The organism is Streptomyces sp. NPDC042346, from assembly GCF_055581845.1.
Map to the genome: position 1 here is coordinate 366458 of NZ_JBVJEH010000009.1, position 19191 is coordinate 385648.

General features: G+C 71.5%; 16 protein-coding genes. All 16 read right to left on the reverse strand.

Annotated elements, in window-relative coordinates; all coding sequences use genetic code 11:
* Window positions 1-145: 145 nt before the first annotated feature.
* A complete protein-coding gene (locus tag ACZ6K0_RS31560; RefSeq protein WP_469236224.1) occupies window positions 146-829 on the reverse strand; it encodes an NUDIX hydrolase in 684 nt (227 codons plus the stop codon).
* 165 nt (window positions 830-994) lie between these two features.
* Window positions 995-2119, reverse strand: a complete 1125-nt coding sequence (locus tag ACZ6K0_RS31565; protein ID WP_469236225.1) for a DUF4417 domain-containing protein — start codon at window positions 2117-2119, stop codon at window positions 995-997.
* Complete coding sequence (locus ACZ6K0_RS31570; RefSeq protein ID WP_469236226.1) at window positions 2116-3432, reverse strand: hypothetical protein; 1317 nt, start codon at window positions 3430-3432, stop codon at window positions 2116-2118. The genes ACZ6K0_RS31565 and ACZ6K0_RS31570 overlap by 4 nt, the downstream gene beginning before the upstream one ends.
* Before the next feature lie 52 nt (window positions 3433-3484).
* Complete coding sequence (locus ACZ6K0_RS31575) at window positions 3485-4498, reverse strand: replication-relaxation family protein (RefSeq protein WP_469236227.1); 1014 nt, start codon at window positions 4496-4498, stop codon at window positions 3485-3487.
* Window positions 4495-6945 carry a type IV secretory system conjugative DNA transfer family protein gene (locus tag ACZ6K0_RS31580; RefSeq protein WP_469236228.1) on the reverse strand — a complete coding sequence of 817 codons (2451 nt, stop codon included), beginning with the start codon at window positions 6943-6945 and terminating at the stop codon, window positions 4495-4497. The genes ACZ6K0_RS31575 and ACZ6K0_RS31580 overlap by 4 nt, the downstream gene beginning before the upstream one ends.
* A gap of 26 nt (window positions 6946-6971) precedes the next feature.
* The gene (locus tag ACZ6K0_RS31585; protein ID WP_469236229.1) at window positions 6972-7484 is read right to left on the reverse strand and encodes a hypothetical protein; all 513 of its coding nucleotides are present in this window, start codon (window positions 7482-7484) and stop codon (window positions 6972-6974) included.
* A 202-nt stretch (window positions 7485-7686) separates the two neighbouring features.
* Window positions 7687-8772, reverse strand: a complete 1086-nt coding sequence (locus ACZ6K0_RS31590; protein WP_469236230.1) for a bifunctional lytic transglycosylase/C40 family peptidase — start codon at window positions 8770-8772, stop codon at window positions 7687-7689.
* A gap of 13 nt (window positions 8773-8785) precedes the next feature.
* Window positions 8786-9190 carry a hypothetical protein gene (locus ACZ6K0_RS31595; protein WP_469236231.1) on the reverse strand — a complete coding sequence of 135 codons (405 nt, stop codon included), beginning with the start codon at window positions 9188-9190 and terminating at the stop codon, window positions 8786-8788.
* A gap of 378 nt (window positions 9191-9568) precedes the next feature.
* Window positions 9569-12169, reverse strand: coding sequence for a DNA polymerase III subunit gamma/tau domain-containing protein (locus tag ACZ6K0_RS31600; protein WP_469236232.1), 2601 nt, complete (start codon window positions 12167-12169; stop codon window positions 9569-9571).
* Complete coding sequence (locus ACZ6K0_RS31605; RefSeq protein WP_469236233.1) at window positions 12166-14769, reverse strand: ATP-binding protein; 2604 nt, start codon at window positions 14767-14769, stop codon at window positions 12166-12168. Before ACZ6K0_RS31605 ends, ACZ6K0_RS31600 begins: the two co-directional genes overlap by 4 nt.
* Before the next feature lie 87 nt (window positions 14770-14856).
* The gene (locus ACZ6K0_RS31610) at window positions 14857-15153 is read right to left on the reverse strand and encodes a hypothetical protein (RefSeq protein WP_469236234.1); all 297 of its coding nucleotides are present in this window, start codon (window positions 15151-15153) and stop codon (window positions 14857-14859) included.
* A 25-nt stretch (window positions 15154-15178) separates the two neighbouring features.
* Window positions 15179-15769, reverse strand: a complete 591-nt coding sequence (locus ACZ6K0_RS31615; RefSeq protein ID WP_469236235.1) for a hypothetical protein — start codon at window positions 15767-15769, stop codon at window positions 15179-15181.
* The gene (locus ACZ6K0_RS31620) at window positions 15766-16101 is read right to left on the reverse strand and encodes a hypothetical protein (RefSeq protein WP_469236236.1); all 336 of its coding nucleotides are present in this window, start codon (window positions 16099-16101) and stop codon (window positions 15766-15768) included. The genes ACZ6K0_RS31615 and ACZ6K0_RS31620 overlap by 4 nt, the downstream gene beginning before the upstream one ends.
* Window positions 16102-16125: 24 nt before the next feature.
* Entirely contained in the window at window positions 16126-17250 is a 1125-nt protein-coding gene (locus ACZ6K0_RS31625) for a conjugal transfer protein (protein ID WP_469236237.1), read from the reverse strand.
* Complete coding sequence (locus ACZ6K0_RS31630; RefSeq protein ID WP_051709007.1) at window positions 17247-17528, reverse strand: hypothetical protein; 282 nt, start codon at window positions 17526-17528, stop codon at window positions 17247-17249. Before ACZ6K0_RS31630 ends, ACZ6K0_RS31625 begins: the two co-directional genes overlap by 4 nt.
* A 107-nt stretch (window positions 17529-17635) precedes the next feature.
* Window positions 17636-18568: a hypothetical protein gene (locus ACZ6K0_RS31635; RefSeq protein WP_469236238.1), complete on the reverse strand. Its 933-nt coding sequence runs from the start codon at window positions 18566-18568 to the stop codon at window positions 17636-17638.
* Between the last annotated feature and the right edge of the window lie 623 nt (window positions 18569-19191).

The following is a 19191-nucleotide window of genomic DNA, read 5'->3' on the forward strand; positions in this document are numbered from 1 at the left end:
CCTTTTTCGGGTTCGACAGATAGAGGTGTCGAACCCGGCCTCCGTGTGACCGACCCGGGGAGAAATCTCCGCCCACCCCGGGAAGCACGACCGCCCGCCGACCGGGGACGGTCGGCGGGCGGCTCCGGGCGCGCGGCGCGGTCGATCACACGCCGGCCACCGCCCTGTGCCGGCCGGCTGGCTTCGAGGCGGTGTACAGGGGAGCAGCGGGGGAGGTCAGGCCGTGCAGGCGGGCCCGGTACAACAGGGCGATGGTCAGGCCGTCGGTGATCTGGCCGTCGCGGACCATCCCTTCCGCCTCCTCGACCGTCACGGTGAGCGCCTTGCGGATGCCTTCGGAGGCGGCGAGCGCACCGACCGAAGTGATCAGCGCGGCGAAGAGGCGGACCTCGTCGCCCAGGGCGCCGGTGTCGGGGTGGACCCGGCCCAGGGCCAGCAGCTCGGGGGCGTGCGCACCGATCTCCTCGCCCAGTTCCTTGGCCGCGGTATCGGTCGAGGTTAGACCGGCCGCACCGAATCCGCGGGGAGCTTCCAGATGCCAGGACCGGGTGGCGTGCCGGAAGTGCTCGACGAGCACGAGACTTCCGTCGGGGAGCATCGGGAGGACGGCGGCGCCGGGCTGGGGCGAGGCGCTCATCGTGCGCAGGTAGGTGCCGGGCCGGCCGCCGGGGAAGGTCACGGCGTCGCAGAGCACGATCCGCCTGGTGTCCTGGTAGATGACGCCTCCGGCGCGGGCGACCGCGTCGGGGGAGGTCTCGATGTCGATCCCGCCGGGCGTGTTCGTGAACCACTCGGGCCGGGCGGCCCTGAGAGCGTCGTACTCGTGCATCGTCGGTGTCCCTTCGGATGGAGATGGAGGAGCAGGTGGCCGGGCGTACAGGCCAGCTCGCGACCGGACAGCGGTGGTAGGTGCCCGGTCGAGGGCGGGTACTGGAAGCCCTGGCCCGGGGTCGGCAGATAGAGGTGCCGCGCGGGGCCTCCGTGTGACGGCTGCTCATCGGGGCGGCAGGAGCGAGGCCATGAACTGGACTGTGGAGGCGAAGGCGTCGCCCGGCCGGGCGTGGACGTCCTCACGGCCGTTCGCGGTCATGATCGCGCCGTGCAGCGCGTACTGGTGGGGATTCTGGCTGACCAGGGTCAGGCGGTTGCCGAAGAGCGCGACCACCTGGGCGATCCTGTCGATCCGCGACAGGCCGGTGAGGATGATCGGCATGTCGGCCGGCAGGTTCTCCGCGAGCCAGTAGAGACCGGGCAGCGCCCACGTGTCCCAGTTCGAGTTCTCCCTGACGGTCTGCAGGTTGACGGCGATCGCCGGCGGCGGCGCGTCCTCGATCCAGGAGATGTAACGCTCCAGGTCCTCCAGGCGGAACCAGTAGATGTTCGGAACGGTGGGCACACCGGCCTCGGCGAGCTCCTGGGCGATCAGAAGGCACCGGCGCATGTTGAGCAAGTGCTCGGCTCTCGGCCAGTTGCCGTAAATCGAGTAGTTCGGGGCGAGGACCAGGTCCCAGCCCTGGGCGGCGATCTCCTCCACCAGGCCGTCCCGCTTGCGGTACGTCCAGAGCGCTTCGACCAGCGGGTCCTCTCCGTAGCCGACGAGGACGGCCTTCTGGCCCTCGCGCAGGGCGAGGACCTCACGGGCCTGCTTGCCGGCGAAGCGCGGGTAGATCGAGTGCGTGTCGGGCGAGAAGACGCGGCGGAGGCCAACCCCGTACGCCGGCCAGTGAAGGCTGGCGTCCAGCTGGGTCACGTTCGAGCCGTCGGTCATCGGGATGAAGGCCGGAAGCTCGGGCAGGGTGCCGTCGATGGTGATGTCGTCGAACGTGAGGGTTCCGCCGACATCGGCCATCCACTGCGCGATGTCCGTGCGGGATCCGCAGCGGATCGGGCAGCCGCCGCACGCACCGGAGGGTGAGCCCGCCTCGGTCGCGGAGCAGCCGCAGTACGAGCAGTCCGAGTTGCTGCCGGAGCACAGCGGCTCGACGGTTGCTGGGCCGCCCCGGCCGTCCGGGCCGGCCCAGAACGCGCAGGCGCGGCAGTCGCACCCGCGGCCGGGCAGGGGCAGGGGCAGGGGCAGCGGCTGGCCGACTCGGGGCATCTGAAGGGAAACGGTGGTCATGCGGCGGTCTCGCTCTCTTGGATCGGGGTGGGGTTGGCGGCGTCGGCCAGGTGCTGTTCGAGCTCGCGGAGCGCCAGGCGCAGTGACCCGCGGTCGTACCGGGGGACTTCACGTCCCGCGCGGACCTCGGCCAGCAGGCCGCGGAGTCCGTCGAGGGCGCTGCGGACCACCTGGGAGTCCGCAGCGGGAGCCGGAGGGGCAGCCGGTGGCGTGTCCTGCGCGGGGGGAGTGAGAACGGCGGCGACAGCTGGGCGCTCGACCTGGCCGTCAGGCCCGGCGTCCTGGGTCTCCTCCTGGGCGTCGTCCGCTCCGTCGGTCTCCTCGTCGGCGGGGTTGAGGGGCTCGGGGACGCGGGTGAGCGCGCGGCGGCGGCCGGCGTTGGCCCGCTCCAGGCGTTCCTCCGCGGCCTCGATCACCTCGTCGGGCTCGAGTTCCGGTGCCGTCAGGCCGATGTCGACGGCACTGGGCAGCAGGTGCAGTCGGCTGCTGCCCTTCAGCGCCGCCCAGATGTCGGCCGCCGCCGCCTCCCGCCCGCGGCGCAGCGCCGCGAACTTGATCCTGGTGTTGAGACGGATGGCCTCCTCGTCCATCTCCTCGGTCAGCTCCCGAGGCAGCTCCCGGAAGGCGCGCACGAGTTCGGTGGCCTTGCGCTGGGTGAGCTGGAGGCCGAGTCGGCTGAGGACCTCGGTCCAAGGTGCCGCGCAGCTCTGGTCCGTACCGCGGATCTTCTCCAACGCCTTGAAGCGCTCGACGCTGTCGGTGATGGCGTAAACGTGGCCTGGGACGGGTTTGCCGGAGCGCAGCAGCTTGCCGACCAGCACGGCGCACCGCTGGTACATCAGGGCGGCGGCCTGCTCGCCCGGGCGCAGGGGCTCCCGGGCGAAATTTTCCACGAACCTCCACATGTGCCGCTCTTCGTCGCTGAGCGGGCCCGGGCACACGACGGCGGCCAGCGCCGCGAAGTGCGGGTTGTCCGGCAGGTTCTGGGCACCCCAGCGCATGGCCCGCAGACGGCGCTCGCCGGTGACCAGGCGGATGGTGGGGGCGCGGCCGGCGACGGTGATCTCTTCCGCGAGGACGGGTTCGAGCATGCCCACGACCGACATCGACGAGATGAGGTCGGACAGCTCCTCCGGGGCGGTCACGTCGCCGGGCTTGCGCCCCTGGGGTTCGGTGAACGGGCTGCCCGGTCCGCGCATCGGCAGCATCTCGAAGCGGCGCTGCCTCAGCTTGGCGCTGCGGTGCAGGATCTCGGTCAGCTGGATCATGCTGCCGCCCTCGGGCGGAGCGTCTTCCACCGTGGCGATGGTCATGAGCTGGTGTCCTTCGTGCGGTGGCCGGCGCGGCCGTGCGGGCCGCGCCGGCTCACTGAGCGGTCTTGAGGTACAGGTCGGTCAGCGGAGGCCGCTGCTCGGGGGTGCCGCGCAGGAGCGGCGTGAAGATTGGCTCGAACGGACCGCGCTCCCGCAGGAGCTGCAGCGTGGTCACGCCGATCGACAGCCGACCGGACAGGCGCGAGAGCCGCGGATCCGCCCGGGTCAGGGTGTAGAGGTCCTCGGTCCGCGCGGCGAGCCGCGAGGCGAGCGTGGGTGAGGGCCTGCCGTCCAGGACCACCAGGAGCCGGGGGAAGACGGGGTAGGTGTACTGCCACGCCGGCCGGCTCGACGCCGCCGACCGGCGCGCCCGGTCGGGGTGCTGCGGCACGTACTCGTGCATCCGGCCGTACGCCGCGATCTTGGCCGCCAGCCGGGCGGCCGTCATCGTGGCCCGGTCCAGCTCCAGGAACAGCGTCATCATCGCCCGCTGTCCCCGGCGCACATGCACGTAGCTCAGGACCGCGTCGCTGATGACGTGGTCGTCCTCGAACCGGCGCTGCCCGTCCCGGATCCGGTGGGCGACCTCCGGTGTCCAGTCGAGCGGCCCGCACTCGTGCCCCAGCCGAGCCGCATGCCGCACGAAGGCGATGCCCGTCTCGTTGACCGCCAGGGTGTGCAGCTGCCGGGCACCGGCGACCGCCTCCGGCGTGATCCGGTAGGGCCGCGGCTGAAGCTCCCCGCCGTCCTCCACGGACTGTGCGCCCTCCTCGGTCAGAAACCACAGGTACGGCGGCTTGGTCGGGCGGCGCGTCTTGCGTTCCCCTTGCCCGGCCGCCTGGGGCTGGTGGCTGGCCCAGATGCGCTGGACCAGCCCGGCCGCCAGGAGGCCGCGCAGCTGACGGCGCAGGTAGGACGGGTCCGCCGTCGGCAGCAGCAGCCGCTGCAGCTGATCGGTGGACATCACCCGGTGCTGGTACAGCGCATGGAGCACCCGGGTGCCGATTGAATGGAAGCTGGCGCGCTGCTCCACGCTCGGAGCAAGGGCGTCGGTGATCATGCTCATACGACCACCGAGCCGCCGGCCGGGCCGTCGTCCTCGTCGTACGGCGGCTCTTCCTCGTCGTACGGCGGCTCCTCGTCCTGGGGGCCGCTGATCACGGTGCCCGGGTCCTTGCTGATCCGAACCCGTCCACCCTCGGCTTCATCCTCGGTCTGGGCAGGAGCGCCTTCCTCCGCAGCACCCTCCTGGTCGCGGCCGCGGGGCACCTCGTCGTCATCGTCCGGCTGCACCTGGATCGAGGCGAGGGCACGCATGATCCGGTTGTCGAGGCGGCGGAGGTCGTCGAGGATGTCCCGGACCGGGCGCCGGCGCAGGTTCTGGTCGACGGACGCCGACAGCTTCGGCAGATCGTCGGGACGGTGGTAGTCCTCGTACAGCTCCTCGACGCTGGCACCCCGCACCCGGAAGGGGTCGGTGCGCCCGTCGGCGAGGGTCACCGACATCACGTAGTTGTACGGCCGCAGGGCGGTGATGGTGTCCGGCTCTACCTTCTTGCCCCAGCGCCGGGTCACCAGCAGCGCCTCATCGACGTCGCTGGCGGTCGTCGAGAGCACCGACAGGTTTTGGAGCAACCCCTGCCTGGTCGTCGGGGTCAGACGCTGCGCCATCTGCGTCATCGCCAAGAGCTTGACCCGGAACTTGCGCAGCTGTTCGGCGATCGCAGCCAACGTGCCCTTGCTCGCGCCGTCGACGGCGGTGAGCTCGTCGATGAAGCAGTAGAAGTCCTTGCGGTCCGCCACGGGTATGTCCCGGCGCGACAGACCGGCCCGGAAGAGGTCGTAGATCAGCAAGCACGACACGATCCGGTCGGTGTCGCCCGTGCCGGACGGGCAGATGAAAACGACCTTGCCCTGGTCCATGGCGGTGCGGATGTCGTAGGTGGACAAGGACGACCCGAGGAACGCCTTCACGGCGTTGCTGCTGTCGAGGCGCTCGATGATGTTGGTGACGACCGGCGTCGCCTCGCCCGGGTACTTCTTGTAGGTCTTCTCCCAGAAGTCCCGCAGGTTCTTCGACAGGTAGGGAACGACCGCATCCCGCCACTCCTCGTCGGTGAGGATCGTGCGGATCTGGAAGATCGTAGGGGCAAGTTCGGGCTTGCCGGCCTTCGCGAGCAGCAGGGACAGCTCCACGAGCGACTCGACCGACCGGGTGAGGATCGTCTTGGCACGGCCGGCCGAGTCGCTCCAGTTCAGCGCGCTGGAGAACCCCGTCACCACGTACTGCACGATGTCGGGGATGTCTTCCTCTTTGCGGTTCTGCATCGACAACGGGTTCCAGGACGCGACCATGGCGTTCATGTCGGGCGAGGTCAGGTCGATCTCCCAGATCCGCGGCGCGAGCTCACGGTGCGCGAGGTAGGGCCGGGCCCTCTGCCAGCCGTCCCCGTGCGGATCCAAGAACAAGATGCCGTGCCCGTTGTGGGCCAGCGCGATGGCCTGGACCAGTGACATCTCCGTCTTGCCATAGCCGGCCTTGCCCAGGAACAGGGCGAACAACAGGTAGCGCAGCGGAATGCCGGCCAGGCGCTCTCCGCCGCCGGGCCGGGAGACCCAGCCGAGCGGCAGCAGGTCGGGCTGGCCGGTCCACGAGGGAAGTCCCGGGTGGGGCGGCGGGACCACACCACCGGAGCGCATCACGTTCGCCGCCGAGTTGTGCTTGGTCGGGGGCTTCAGCAGCCCGGCGATCTCCTCGCCGGTCACCCACCCGCTCCGGCGCGGGGCGAAGAGCCCCGTCTCGAAGCGCCGGTCGAAGTGCTGACGGTAGAACACCGAGTCGGCGCGCAGCCGGGTGATGCCAAGGTTCAGCCCGACAGGCCGCAGGTAGTTGTCGCCCGCCCAGCCCTCCAGGGCCGCGAGGAGCTGATCCAGCAGAAGACGCGGCCGGTGCGGGTCGGTGGAGCAGGTGCGCAGGAGCAGCTGAAGGTCGAAGACCGGATCGACGCCCGGGTGGAACTTCCCCATCGCGGCCTTCATGTCGGTCGCATTCAGCATGCGCTGCGCCCGGGGGCGGCTGCCCGCGGACGGGCGCTTGGCCTGGGCGCCGCGCATCTCCGCGGCTATCTCCGAGCCGATCGAGGACAGCCGGTCGAGGCTGAAGCCGGAGCCGCCCCCGCCCTGGCGCGGCATCCCGGGGATGGCCGGCATGTCGTTCGGCGAGCGCCGGGCCGCGGCCAGGAGCCGACTGCGCCGGCGGGCAACCTTGCCCGCTGCCACGGGGACCAGGTCCAGGACGAGGTCGGCTCGCTCCTGGAGGGAGGTGCGGACATCGGCGACCGCGGCGGCCAGGGCCTCGAGCGGGTCGGGCTTCAAGGGGACGTCCCGCAGGGCGAGGTGGTCCGGCAGCGCCAGGGCCAGCTCGGCACGTGCGACGTGGAGTCGGCGCTCGGCGGCCGGGGGGGTGTTCTTCGACAGGCTCACGGCCGCGTCGGAGTCGGACGACTTGCTCATGATCGTTTTTTCCTTTGTGCGGGCGGTCAGGCCGCGGCCGTGGTGCCGGTGCCGTCGTTGTGGACGCCGAGCCGGATCTTCGGCCGCTCAGGCTTGCTCTCCTGGCCGGTGACCGCGCGCAGCTCGCACTGGGCGTAGCCCTGGTGGCGCAGCACGGTCGTGGCGCGGGCGGGCCCTTCGACGCGAAGGGTCAGCGGCCCGCCGACGGACACCAGCCGCACGCGCATCGCGGTGCCGCGGGCCGGCAACGCCCAGCGGGACGTGCTGCGCTGGGCCCGCGCGATCTGCTTCGCGAAGCGCAGGACGTCCTCGAGCGCCGGGTCGAAGCCGTTGGTGGGGAGCACCTCGAACGCGGTGCGGTTGCTCAGCGTGGACCGGCTCATCAGCCGCTGCACCGTGCTGACGGTGAGAGCGAGGGCGAGGGCGCAGGCGGCAACCCACCACAGGTTGTTCATGGCCCAGTCCTGGGCCTGCTGGGCGAGCTCGGGCAGGTTTCCGACGCCCGAGACGATCTCGTCGATCATGTCGTTGGTCGTCATCGGCGCTCGGCCTTGCTGAGCGAAGCGGTCTTCGGGCACTCGGGCATGGGATGGCTCCAGGTGGCATCAGTCGGAGTTCGGCGGATGCACATAGAGGTGCCGAAGTGCCCAGGGGTGTGACAGTCCGGGCCGAGAACCTCCGGACCGTTTCCTCCCGTGCCGGGCCGCGCTGGGCGGCGGCCCGGCACCGGAGGCCCGGGGGTCACCCGATGTGGCGCATCTCGACGATCGTGTTCATCGGGCCTGCGGATCCGGTCCACTGCGACAGGGGCGTGATCCGGACGGGCTTTCCCGTACGGGGCGCCTCGATGACCTCGTTGTTGCCGATGTACATGCCGACGTGGCCGGGGGAGGAGGCACTGCCGTCTGATCCGGGCGTGAACAGCAGGTCGCCCGGCGCCAGCCGGGACACGTCGCTGACGTGCGTACCGGACTTGACCTGGTCAAAGGTGACCCGGGGGAGGTTCACGCCGGCCGATGCCCACGCGAACTGCATGAGGCTGGAGCAGTCGCAGCCGTTGTTCCGGGCGTGGTCGAAGGGGGGCTTGCAGTCCCCGCCGTACTGGTACATCGTGTCGAGCGCGGTCCTGGCGGTGGCGATTGCCTGCGCGGCGCCGCCCGATCCCTGAGGCAGGGGAACGTTCCCGCCGCTGTCGAGGGCGGCCCACTTCCCGGCCAGGTCCCGGATCGCCTTGACGTAGTTGCGGGTCTCGGTGATCGGCGGGATGCCGCCGGCCTTCTGCACGGCGTAGGGGCCGGCGTTGTAGGCGGCGAGCATGTTATCGGTCTTGTCGCCGCCGACGTCCTTCACCTGGTTGGCGAGGTAGCAGTCGTAGGCGATCGCCGCAGGGATGGCGTCTTGGGGGTTCCAGACGTCCTTGACACCGTCACCATTGCCGTCGACGCCGTGCTCAGCCCAGGTTGCGGGGATGAACTGCGCGATTCCGTCGGCGATCGGCTTCTTGACCTTCTTGCCCGTGTCGGGATCCGTCACCCACTCGAAGGACTGGGCGGTCGGATTGAAGCTGCTCTCGCTGTAGATCTGCGCCGCGATCAAGGACGCGGTCACCTCGGCGCACCCGTACTTCCCGATGTTGTTGCTGATGAGCGCCCTGTACTCGGCGGGCACGGGTGCGTCGTCTGCGATGCCTCCGCCGAAGCCGACGTTCTCCATTCCGCCGCTGGTGTTGTCGCTGCCCACGGCCATCGCGACCGCGATGACCGCAGCGATGACGATGGTGATCAGGAGGGCGCCCAGGCTGGTCAGGGCGAACATGATCTTCTTCATCTGCGCTCCCCGCTCACGCGTCGGGCAGCGCGGTGACCAGCCAGGTGCCGGCCTGGCTGCGCTGGAGCTTGAGGGCGACCTGCTCGTCCGTGCCGGACGGCTTGTCGGCCGCAGGGGTGACGGTCAGCCGGTACCAAACCCGCACCCAGGCCGTGTCGGCCGTCGGAGCGGGGGCGCCGTCGGGAACGGCGACGCGGGAGACCTCAGCTGCTACGAGCGCCTCGGCCTGGGTCCACTGCTGCCACTGGCGTGCGCTGCCTGCGGAGGTGGTCGTCAGCTGCTGGGCCAAGCCCTTGCTCGTGTAGACGCCAGCGCGGCGAGCGGCGTCGTCGTAGGAGCTGTCCTTGCCCGGCCGGGCGTCGTGTCCGGTCCAGGCGAGGACGAACCGGCGGGCGACGGTAGCGACGTCCTCCGGCACCGGAGAGACGCTCGGCGCGTCATCACCGACTGCCGACGTCGGGGAGGGGCTGACAGCGGAGGAAGACGTCGCCGCCGGAGGCGCAGGGGCGCTGCCCGAAGGGTCAGTGCTCTCCACCCGGGTCGCGGCCGCCGACGGAGCCGACGCTGACCGCAGCGCGGGCGCCGGCTTGTGCGTCAGCAGCGCGATGCCGACACAGGCGAGAAGGGCTGACGCCGTGAGCAGGGCCACAGTGCCCGCGGTGCGGGGGCGTCGCTGGCGATCGGTGTGCGGCATGGGGGTACCCCGTTTGGTGGTTCGACGTGGTCGCGCGACGACGGCGCGAGAAGGGAAGCGGGGCTGGTGGGGCCCGTGGTGCGGGCCCCACCAGCGGGAGGATCAGGACTTCGGGCGCGGCGGTCCGGCAGGCCGGGTCGCGCGGCGAATACGGCGCGGCGTTCCTGCGCTGGGGCTCGGAGCGGCCGGCGTGCTGCCGGTGTCCGGGCCGGCCGGCTTGGGCGCCGGCGCCGGCGCCGGCTTGGGCGCCTTCGGCGGGTGAGGCAGGGTCGGAACCGAAGCCGGCCCCGCGGACTGGCCCTTCGGGGGAGCCGCCGGCGTGCTCTTCGAGGCCGCCTTGGGCGCGGCCTTCGGAGCGGATGCGCCCGGGCGCGGAGCCGTTCCGGGAACGCGGGGAGCGGTGGCCGCGACCCTGGTCCCCATCGGCGTGGACGGCTTGGGCGGTGCCGTGGGCTGCGCCATCCCGAGCTGGATGTTCGCGCCGTGGCGTCCCACGAACCGGCCGGCCGTCGCGACGTTGCGCACGTACTCGTCCTTGAACGCCACGGCCTCGCCGACCTTCTTGTCCACCCGGGCGGCCGTCCGGTCCTTGACGGCGGTGAGCTGGCCCTTGACCTGGTCGGCGCGGGCCTTGGCGGTCGCTGTGCCCCGCTTGGCCGCGGCGACTCCCCGAGGGATGCCGACCGGCGCGCCGACGGTGGCCAGGGCGGTGAACTTGGTGGCCTTCCACCCGTACTTGCCGGCCGCAGCCGCCACCTTGCCGGTGGCCATGGTGGCCCGGCCGCCCCTGGTCTGGGACATCTTGTTCGCGGCAGCCGTGGCCAGGCGCTTCTTCAAGGTCTGCTTCGCCACGTTCTGCGCTGCGATCTTCGCCGCCGTCGCGGTGCCGCCGGTGCCGACGGCGGTCGCGACGTTGGTGGCCAGCCTCGCGGCCGCGCGCACCCGCCCGCCCTTCTTCCCGGCCTGCGGCGGACCGGTCCACAGCTGCTTGGCGGTGCGGCCGACCTTGCTGAGGGGTGTGGTGACCTTCCGCGCTTCACCGCGGGCCTCACCCCAGACCTGCTTCAGGCCGGGGGCGGTCTCGGCGTACCGGCCGGGGGTGTTGAAGACGCTCTGCCGCGAGCCGCCGACGCGCGCGTTGGCCAGGCGCCTGTTGAGGTTGACGGAGATCTGCCGGGCGGTCTCCTTGATCTTCTTGTGCCCGGCCAGCCCGGCGATCGCGGTGATGTCGATGGCGATGAACTTGACCGCCAGGATCGAGCCGGTGTCGGCACGGACGAGCGCGATGATGATCAGGATGAAGATCGCCAAGAAGAGGATCGACAGGACCACGGCCAGCACGGCCTTGGTGATCGCCGACACCCAGCGCCACAGAACGGCGCGGCCGCCGCCGGGCAGGATGCCGGCGCACAGCGCCCAGTGGCCGCGGATGCCCTCGAAGGCGATCCAGCCCTGCGCGGTCAGGAAGCCGCCGGTGACCAGGACCACCAGGACCGAGACGATGATCGCGGCCAGGGCCACGAACGCGGCGCTGAAGGTGAGGTCGGCGGACGCCTTCTTCGCCTGGATCTTGGTGTTCTGGCCCTGGCACGCCTTGGTGAACTGGTCGCCGGCGTTGAGGAGCTGGTCGCTGTAGGACGCGCCGCCGGGGTTCGCCCGGGTGGCCTCCCAGAAGTTGAGGCCCTTCTGCGACCAGTTGTACTCAACGAGCTTGGCCTGGGCGAACGCCTCGGCGCACTTCCCGTCGAAGACCTGCCCGTAGAGCATCAGCTGGGTCGGCTTGACGATGAACGCGTCGACGAGCGCGTCGGTGATGGGCTTGCTGACGGTGGCGGTCTGAGCCTGAGTACGGCTGGGGTCCTCGGACAGCACCAGGCTGGAGATCTGCAGGGACAGGTCCTTCGACTTGCCCAGCAGACCCTCCTGGGACAGCAGCATCGTCGACCCGCCGGGGCTGGGCTGGTCCTGGGTCCCGAGCAGCACCTGGGCCGGCGAGAGCAGCACCGTGGTGGCGATCGCGGCCACGACCAGGGAGACGCCGGCCTCGGCGAAGCCCCGCGACTTCTGCTTGAACATGATGTGCCAGCCCGCGTAGACGCCCGCGAAGGTCAGGAACAACCCGGGCAGACCCAGCCGGTTGATGACCTGGTCGCGGATCGTCGTGGCGATGTGGTCGACCGGGCCGACGAGGATCTTGGCCAGGCCGAAGTCGAGCGCCCACTTGATCAGCCAGCACGCGAAGCCGATGAACCACTTGGCGATGCCGAAGAACAGCTGGGCCAGGATGTTCCAGATCTTCAGGTCGATGTCGGTCCAACCGCCGGTGTCCGCGCTGACGGTGTAGGCGGAGATCGGGACGCCGTACTGGTCCTTGACGTTGAAGGGCTGCAGGAGGCCGTCGGAGCCGTCCGTCGGCGACTTGCTCAGGTCGTCGACGGGCTTACCGTCCGGCGGTGCCGGGGACAGGCCGGGCCGCGGCTCGGTGATCGGGTTCGTCGGCGTCGGGTTGGGCGCCGGCGTCGGTTTGGGCGACGGGGTGGAGCCCGGCGCGGAGGGGGCCGGGCCCGGCGACGGCGTCGGGACCGGGTCGGCCCACGCCAGGGCGGCGAACAGTGCGAGGAAGACGGCGATCGGAATCGCGAGGAGCCAGACCCGGCGGCGGCCGGTCTGCGGGCGGCGCACGGTTGCGCGGCGGGCGCTCATGCGAAGCTCTTCTCAAGCACCGGCACGGCGTCCAGCTCGTCGGCGTCGGCGTCCTTGCCACCGGGGGTGGTGTGGATCGCGTCGGCCGCGCGCTCATCCGCCGGGATCAGGACCTTCATGCCGCCGATCCGCTTGCGCAGGTCGCGGTACAGGCACTCGCCTGCCCGCAGCAGCCGCTCGGTGTCGGAGACGTTGATCGGGCTCAGGTTCTCCGTGATGACCTTGAGCATCTGCGGGTCGGCCGGGTCGAGGTCCAGGAACTCCAGGCACCGGCTCGCCAGGGTCTTGCCGCGGTGGCGGAAGACGAAGATGTGGCTGAGCAACGACCGGATCTTGTCGCCGATCTCGTTCCGCGGCCCGATGTCGTACGGGTCGTGGCTGCCGGCGAAGACGCCCGCGAAGTGCTTGCGCCCGTCCGCGATGATCTCCAGCAGGAGGTTGGAGCCCTCCGCGCTCGAGGTCAGCCACCAGCACTCGTCCAGGAAAACCCCGCAGAACTCGGCCGGGTTGGAGAAGGCGATCTCCCGGCACAGGGCCGTGATCAGGTACATCAGGCGCCAGCCGAAGAGCTTTTCGATCTCCAGGCTGCCGAGCCGGTGCTCGGCCAGCTCCTCCTTCGTCGGCAGGCCGATGCGGTCGACCGCGAACACGATGCTGTCGGCGTTGGTGATCTGGACGACGGGCAGCGTCGGATCGAAGATCACCTTCCCCAGGTCCTTCTTCGCCAGCGCGCGCAGGGTGCGCACCAGCTCCGACGCGGAGGCACGCACCGCGGCGTCGTTGGGCTCGTCCGGGTCCGGGGTCTTGGCCCGACGGGCAAGCGTGTCGACCAGGGCGTTCATGCTCGGGTTCGGCGCAAGGCGGGTCGCCTCGATGGCCTCGGCCAGCGTGACGCCCTCGACGCTCATGGAGCCGATGCCCAGAAGAGGGGTCAGGAAGGACTCGCAGTACCGCGCGGCCCGCGGTCCGCGGAAGACTCGCAGGGGGTCGAGGGATATGCCGGCCGTCTCGTCGACCCGGATGATCTGCGTGGTGCCCGGGCACGCGGCGGCGAAGCGGCTCCATTCCTGCTGCGGGGTCCGGTCGATGACCAGCGCGCGGCCCCGGCTGCCGGCGGTGCCCTCGCGGTGGCCGGTGGCCAGGATCGAGTGCATGGCCGTCTTCATGGCGACGCTCTTGCCGGAGCCGAGCTCGCCGACGAACGCCGCGGACGCCGAGGCGTTGACCTTCGGGCCGTGGCTGAAGTCGACCAGGACCGGCCGCACGCCGCCGCCGTTGAGCTGCAGGCCGTACAGGCTGCCGGTGTCATCGCCGAGGGCGGCGCCGCAGAAGGGGAGGGCCATCGCGAAGTCTCTGGCGAGGAGGTACTGGGTGTAGTCCATGACGGGCTTGGGCGTGGGGACGCCGGGGAGCATCGCGTGGAAGAGCGCGGCCTGGTCGCCGACCGGCCGCACCAAGGTGTAGTCGTTGCCGCCGAAGTGGGCGGCCAGGCTGCTCGCCTTCTCGTTGGCCTCGTCCGCGTCGGCGCCCCACACGCACGTCATGACAGTCGCCCGGATCTCGACCTCGGTCGAGGAGGAGGTCAGGCGGTCGCGGTACTCGTCGAGCTGGAACGAGGCCTTGTCCAGGGAGGCCGGGACGCCGGCGGTTTCTCCCTCGTACTCGCCTCGCTGGTGGGCGAGCTCGCGCTGCTGGCGGCGCGATCGCGGCTCGGCCTTGGAGCCGGCCTCGATGTGCAGCCGGACCGCCCAGTCCACGGGGAACCCGAAGTCGTCGAGGGCGCTGAGGTATTCGCTGCCGGGGAAGACGAAGCTCTCGGGCATCTCGGACAGGACGCAGAACGCCTGGTAGGAGTCGCCGTGCTCGGTCGACGACTTCAGGTAGCGGCGGCGGAAGGGGTTGACCGGCGCCTTGGATCCGTTGTCGCTGCGGGCCCCCTCGTCCAGGATCACCTGGGTGTGGGCGGTGACCGTGTGGCCGCGGCCGCGCAGGGAGCGGGCGGCGCCCTCCTCGGGCAGGAGCGGCTCGCTGACGCCGCGACGGGCGCTGTGTCCGTATATCCAGAGGATCTCGGCCTCGGTGGCCGGCCTCATCTTGATTCCGGTCGGCCAGGAGGCGGCCATCCGCCGGGCATCGGCGAATCGTTTCTCCTCCTCGGTGATGCTCACCGGCGGTACCGGCATGCCGAGCGTGGAGAGCAGCTCGCCCTGGGCGGAGGCGAACACGGCCTTCGCCGACTCCTTGAAGTCGGCGGTCGGCAGCGGAACCGCGATGAAATCCACCCGGCCCGTCAGCTCCCAGTCCTCCAGCTGGTCGAGGACCCGCAGGGACAGGTCGATGTACTCGGGCGACTTGTCGAGGTCGACACCGGAGGTCATGCGCGTGACCACCGACGCCGCGTCCACCTGCGGGCACAGCGACAGCAGCAGGACCTCGCCGCGCAAGGACTTGAAGAGCGCTTCGAGCGCGTCCAGCCGTTCCCGCTTCGTGGCCCGCGAGGCGTGGGTGTAGTTCTCGGAGTCCACCTTCCACACGCCCCACACGGCGGCGTTCTTGGTCCAGAGGAGGTGGCCGCTGATGTGCCGGACGGGGAGGCGCATGGGATTCCTGCTTTCGGTGCGAAGTACGAGGGGGTGCCGCGCCGGTCGGCTCCGGAGGCCGGGCCGGCGCGGCGAATGGTGAGGAGGTCAGGGAGCCGGGACGGTGCCGGCCGGGGCCTCGTAAGGAGCGGTGATCCGGTTCAGGGCGGCGCGGACGCGCGCGGCGTTGCCGTTGATCCAGGAGGCGAAGACCTCCTCGCTCACCTGGCCGCGGCAGGCCCGGGCCTCCTCGGCGGGGCTGCCGGCCCGCGCGGCGGCCGCTTCGAGGTGCCACATCGCGGCGACCAGGTCAGTGATCAGCGGCGTCTCGATGAGGGCGACCTTGCGCACGTGGTCGCAGGTGGCGGCCGGGATGAACGTGGCCGGGGAGGTGGTGGTGTTCATGCGGGTAGTCCTTCGGTAGGAGGGGTCATCGCTCGTCGAGCGAGGCGAGTAGTGCCTGCAGGCCGGACTTGGCCGGCGGGCGGGTCCGGGGCGCCGACGCGTCAGCGGCCGGAACGGGCTGTGCGGCGGGGGCCGGGCGCGGAGCCGGCCGGGCCGCTGGCCTCCGGGCCGCGGGGACGGCCGCCGGGACCGGCTTGGCCTGAGCGGCCCGAGGGGCAGTGCGCACGTGGACGGTGCAGGTGGCGCCGGCCAGCCGCGGCCGGCTCCGGTGCTGGGGCGAGCCCGCCAGCCGACCGTCGGCCGGGGTCGACGCGTAGACCAGGAGGCTGCGCAGCGCCCGGGCGGGATCGCGTCCGTCCAGGCGGGCGTATCGCAGGACCCAGGCCGTGCCCCAGGGCAGGATGACCATCGCCAGGACGTTCATGGCGCCGAAGTGCGCCCAGAGCTGCCGGGTGATGACCAGGAGCAGGAAGGTGGCGACCATCGTCACGATCTGCGTGATCGTGTACGGGCCGCCGGGGAGCCGCCCAGCGCCCGGGAGCTTCCCGATCACCAATGGATGCTTGCGCGCCCGGGTGTAGGAGTGCCCGATCAACTGCTCCTCGTCGGCGCTCACAGCACGGGCCCGTCGCCGACGGCGGCCGGCTTGGCCACCGGCGGGACCACGAGGTGGATGGCCTTGGTGCCGGTGTCGTTGATCTCGGAGCCGACCTTGCCCTGGAGGCTGGGCATGTTGGCGATGCCCCACAGGACAAGGGCGCCGAGCAGGAACGCCACGGCGGTGGCCACCCAGGACTTGGTGCGCCAGTAGGCGCCGATGATCGCGACGACGACCAGGACGCCGGCGACCAGCTTGACCAGGGTGCCGACCTGGTTGGTCTTGGTCGTGGCCCAGGTGAGGATGTCGCCGGCCAGCAGGACGGTGTTCGGGTCGGTGGTGGTGTGCATCGTTCTTCTCTCTGGATCACAGGGTTAGGAGCTCGACGGCGACGGCGACGGCGAGGAGCTGGCCCCCGCGTCGTCCGTGCCGCCGGAGTTGGGGGAGGGAGAGGCCAGCTCTGGCGCGCCTCCGCGCTGGAGCACCGGGGCGGACCCGAGGGAGGCGACCTCCCAGCGGCCGCCGCGCGAGCGCAGCGTCAGCGCGTAGGTCAGCGGGTACGTCGCGCCGGAGGCGTCCTTGGCGTTGACCGTGGCCAATGCCTGGCGGACGGCGCCGTCGGTGGGGACCGTCGTGCTGCTGGCGTTGCCCGAGTCGTCGGCGACGTCGGTGATCTCGACGCCGGTGTACGGCGCCGGGGCGACGGCCCGCAGGGTGACGCCGGGGGAGGTGTACCGGTCGAGCTCGCCCTTGCCAGCGAGGTACGCGCTGAGGAACCCGGCGATCGTCTGCGTCGCGGGGTCGGCCGGGTTGCTGCCGCGGTCGGTTCCGTAGCCGAGCCCGCTGGGCTTCAACGCGCCCGGTGCGGCGACCTGGGCCGGCAGGGCCGTCGCCGCGTAGCCCGCCGCCCCGTCCTCGGACTTCTTGCTCCCGCCCGCGGACAGGGGGCCCAGCACCTGGACGGGGACCTGGTAGTACTGCAGGCCGGCGTCGGACCAGGCGCCCTTGGAGTCCTTCTGCGCCACCCGGGCCGCGACGGTCACCGTCCAGTACCCCGGCTGCACTTCACGGCTGGCCACCGCCACGGTGCGCGTGGTGCTGCGCGTCCCCGGCTGGTTGGTCAGCGTGATCGACCCGGCGAAGTAGGGGCTGAGCGAGTTCTCGGTGCCCTGCCCGGCCTCGATGTAGGCCGCCACGTACAGCTGCGCGAATCCGTTGGGCCCGGTGTCGGCGACCGACTGCGCGGCCGGTGCCGCGGCGGGCGCGCTCTGGGCCGGAGCGGAGGTGCCGAGCAGTGATGCGACCCCCAGCAGCGGGCCGGAGGCGATCAGGACCCAGGCCCCGATGCGGGCGAGCCGTGCGGCGCCGGACAGGCTGGCGGTGCTGGTCTGCCAGCCGGTCTCGTCCTCGCTGTCGACGAGGTCCGGCTCCGGCTGCGCCGCGGGGACGTCGTCCCACGTCTCGTCCTCGGCCGCCGGCCGACGGCGGCGGAACTTCACGACGCCCTCCGCTCGGCCTGGGCGGTGATGACGGCACGGATCCGCTCGCGCAGCTCATCGGGGGTGCGCTGGAGCATCGACTCCCAGGACTGCAGGGCGGGCTCGGAGTCGCGCTCCATGAAGCGGCGCAGGGCCTGGTGCACCCCGCGGTCGAGTGGAGCAAGGACGAGCGCGGTGCCCAGCTCGGTCAGCTGGCGACGAGCTCGGGCGACGCGGGTCTCGTCCTCGTCGAGGAGAGAGTCGGAGGGTCCGTGCGGGCCGGCGAGGGAAGTGGACACAGTGGTACTCCCGGTCTCGGTGGAGGGGGCGGAAAGAGGTCGTGGATGCGGATCGCCACTAGAGGTGCCGATCAGGGCCGCGGTGTGACGGTTGGCGGCCGGGAACTTCAGACGGTGGCGAGGTAGCCGTTTTTCAGATCGGCGTCGCGCAGCGGGCGGACCGCTCGGCTGGCGCGCTGGCGGAGCCTGGCGCCCTCGGTCCCCATGGCGCGGGTGGTGCGGAACGCCTGGTCGGGGTCGAGCGAGGTGCTGAGGTAGTACTCCGTGATCCGCTGGGCGTCGGAGACCTTCAGCGCCTGGATGTCGACCGCCCACATGACCAAGGCCAGGAGCTCGGTACGGGCGTCGCCGTCGGTCAGCTCCGGCTCGTCCTGGCTGACGAGCTCAAGCTCGGCGGCGTGCGCCAGGAGATCGGCGAGCTCGAACTGAAGGAGGGGGTCCGGCGCCTCGGTGCCGATCAGCGGCACCTGCGGGTCACCGGCCAGCGGCGCCAGCGACCGGGTGATCTTGCGGAGCTCGCGGCGGTCGTCGAAGTCGTCGGCCAGCGTGCTCTGGGCCAGCATCAGCGTGTCCATCGACAGGTTCGCGAAGATCGCCCGGGGACGGCGGGCCAGCGGGTAGGTGCGCACCACCTCGAACAGCGCGCTCAGGACCGTGCTGAAGATGACCTCCCAGTCGACCCCGGGCCGCAGCTGGGTCTTGGCCATCAAGATCGCCTTGGGCAGGAGGATGCGGACGGCGACCCGCCAGGCCACCTGCCCGTCGAAGTCGTCGGTGGTCGCCCGTCGCAGCAGCGCGGCCAGGGCCTGGTCGTGTCCGGCCCAGTCACCGCGGCGGAAGAGCTGGACCAGGCGCTCGACGACGTCCTGGGGGGTACGGACGCCGGCGAGCTGGTCGTCCTCCTCCGCCCAGCAAGCGATCCGGTCGGCAGCGCGGGGGTCGCGGCTGAGGACCTCCCAGTCGCGGTTCATGCGCTGCAGGGCGCCGTACCCGGACCCGGGGAGAGCAGTGGCAGAGGCGGTGCGGTTCTTGGTGGCCACGTCCGTGCCCGTCCTTTCGCGTCATCTGGCTGATGTCGCTCACGCTCTTCGCACCCCCCTTGTCCGCGGCCTGATCGCCTTCCGCGGCCGGTGCGGTCCAGGGGAATCGCCGGCGCGGTCCGGCTGGACAAGGGGGTGCGCGGACAAGGGGGTGCGGTGCGGTGCGGTGCGCGGACAAGGGGGTGCGGTGCGGTGCGGTGCGCGGACAAGGGGTCCGCACCGCACCGCCGGCCCCGACCGCACCGCACCACCGGGGTGCGGTCCGCTGATGGGTGCGGTGCGGTGGTGGTGGTGCGGGAGGTGCGGTCGCCGTTCCGCACCACCGCGATCCAGGGCGTCGTCCTGGGTGCGGTGCGGTGGTGCGGTTGTGCGGTGCGGACGCTGCACCGCACCGGGTCCGGCACAAGACGGCCCGGGCTGGAGGAGCCGTGGTGGACGCGGAGGGTGACCGGAGGGAGAGATCTCTCCCCGGGCGAGGAGCTTCCGGCCCGGGCCGGCGCCTTCGCGGCTGCGGGCGCCGGGCGGGCCGGGCGGCCGTCCGGACGGGCGGGAGCTGACCCTGTCCAGGAGAAACGTGACTGGGGCTGACCTGGACAAGGGGGCGGTCAGACGCTGGACAAGGG

Bases quoted from the DNA above. Each gene is read 5' to 3' on its own strand.
- ACZ6K0_RS31560 (WP_469236224.1), bottom strand. From the start codon at position 829: ATGCACGAGTACGACGCTCTCAGGGCCGCCCGGCCCGAGTGGTTCACG.
- ACZ6K0_RS31565 (WP_469236225.1), bottom strand. From the start codon at position 2,119: ATGACCACCGTTTCCCTTCAGATGCCCCGAGTCGGCCAGCCGCTGCCC.
- ACZ6K0_RS31570 (WP_469236226.1), bottom strand. From the start codon at position 3,432: ATGACCATCGCCACGGTGGAAGACGCTCCGCCCGAGGGCGGCAGCATG.
- ACZ6K0_RS31575 (WP_469236227.1), bottom strand. From the start codon at position 4,498: ATGAGCATGATCACCGACGCCCTTGCTCCGAGCGTGGAGCAGCGCGCC.
- ACZ6K0_RS31580 (WP_469236228.1), bottom strand. From the start codon at position 6,945: ATGAGCAAGTCGTCCGACTCCGACGCGGCCGTGAGCCTGTCGAAGAAC.
- ACZ6K0_RS31585 (WP_469236229.1), bottom strand. From the start codon at position 7,484: ATGACGACCAACGACATGATCGACGAGATCGTCTCGGGCGTCGGAAAC.
- ACZ6K0_RS31590 (WP_469236230.1), bottom strand. From the start codon at position 8,772: ATGAAGAAGATCATGTTCGCCCTGACCAGCCTGGGCGCCCTCCTGATC.
- ACZ6K0_RS31600 (WP_469236232.1), bottom strand. From the start codon at position 12,169: ATGAGCGCCCGCCGCGCAACCGTGCGCCGCCCGCAGACCGGCCGCCGC.
- ACZ6K0_RS31605 (WP_469236233.1), bottom strand. From the start codon at position 14,769: ATGCGCCTCCCCGTCCGGCACATCAGCGGCCACCTCCTCTGGACCAAG.
- ACZ6K0_RS31610 (WP_469236234.1), bottom strand. From the start codon at position 15,153: ATGAACACCACCACCTCCCCGGCCACGTTCATCCCGGCCGCCACCTGC.
- ACZ6K0_RS31620 (WP_469236236.1), bottom strand. From the start codon at position 16,101: ATGCACACCACCACCGACCCGAACACCGTCCTGCTGGCCGGCGACATC.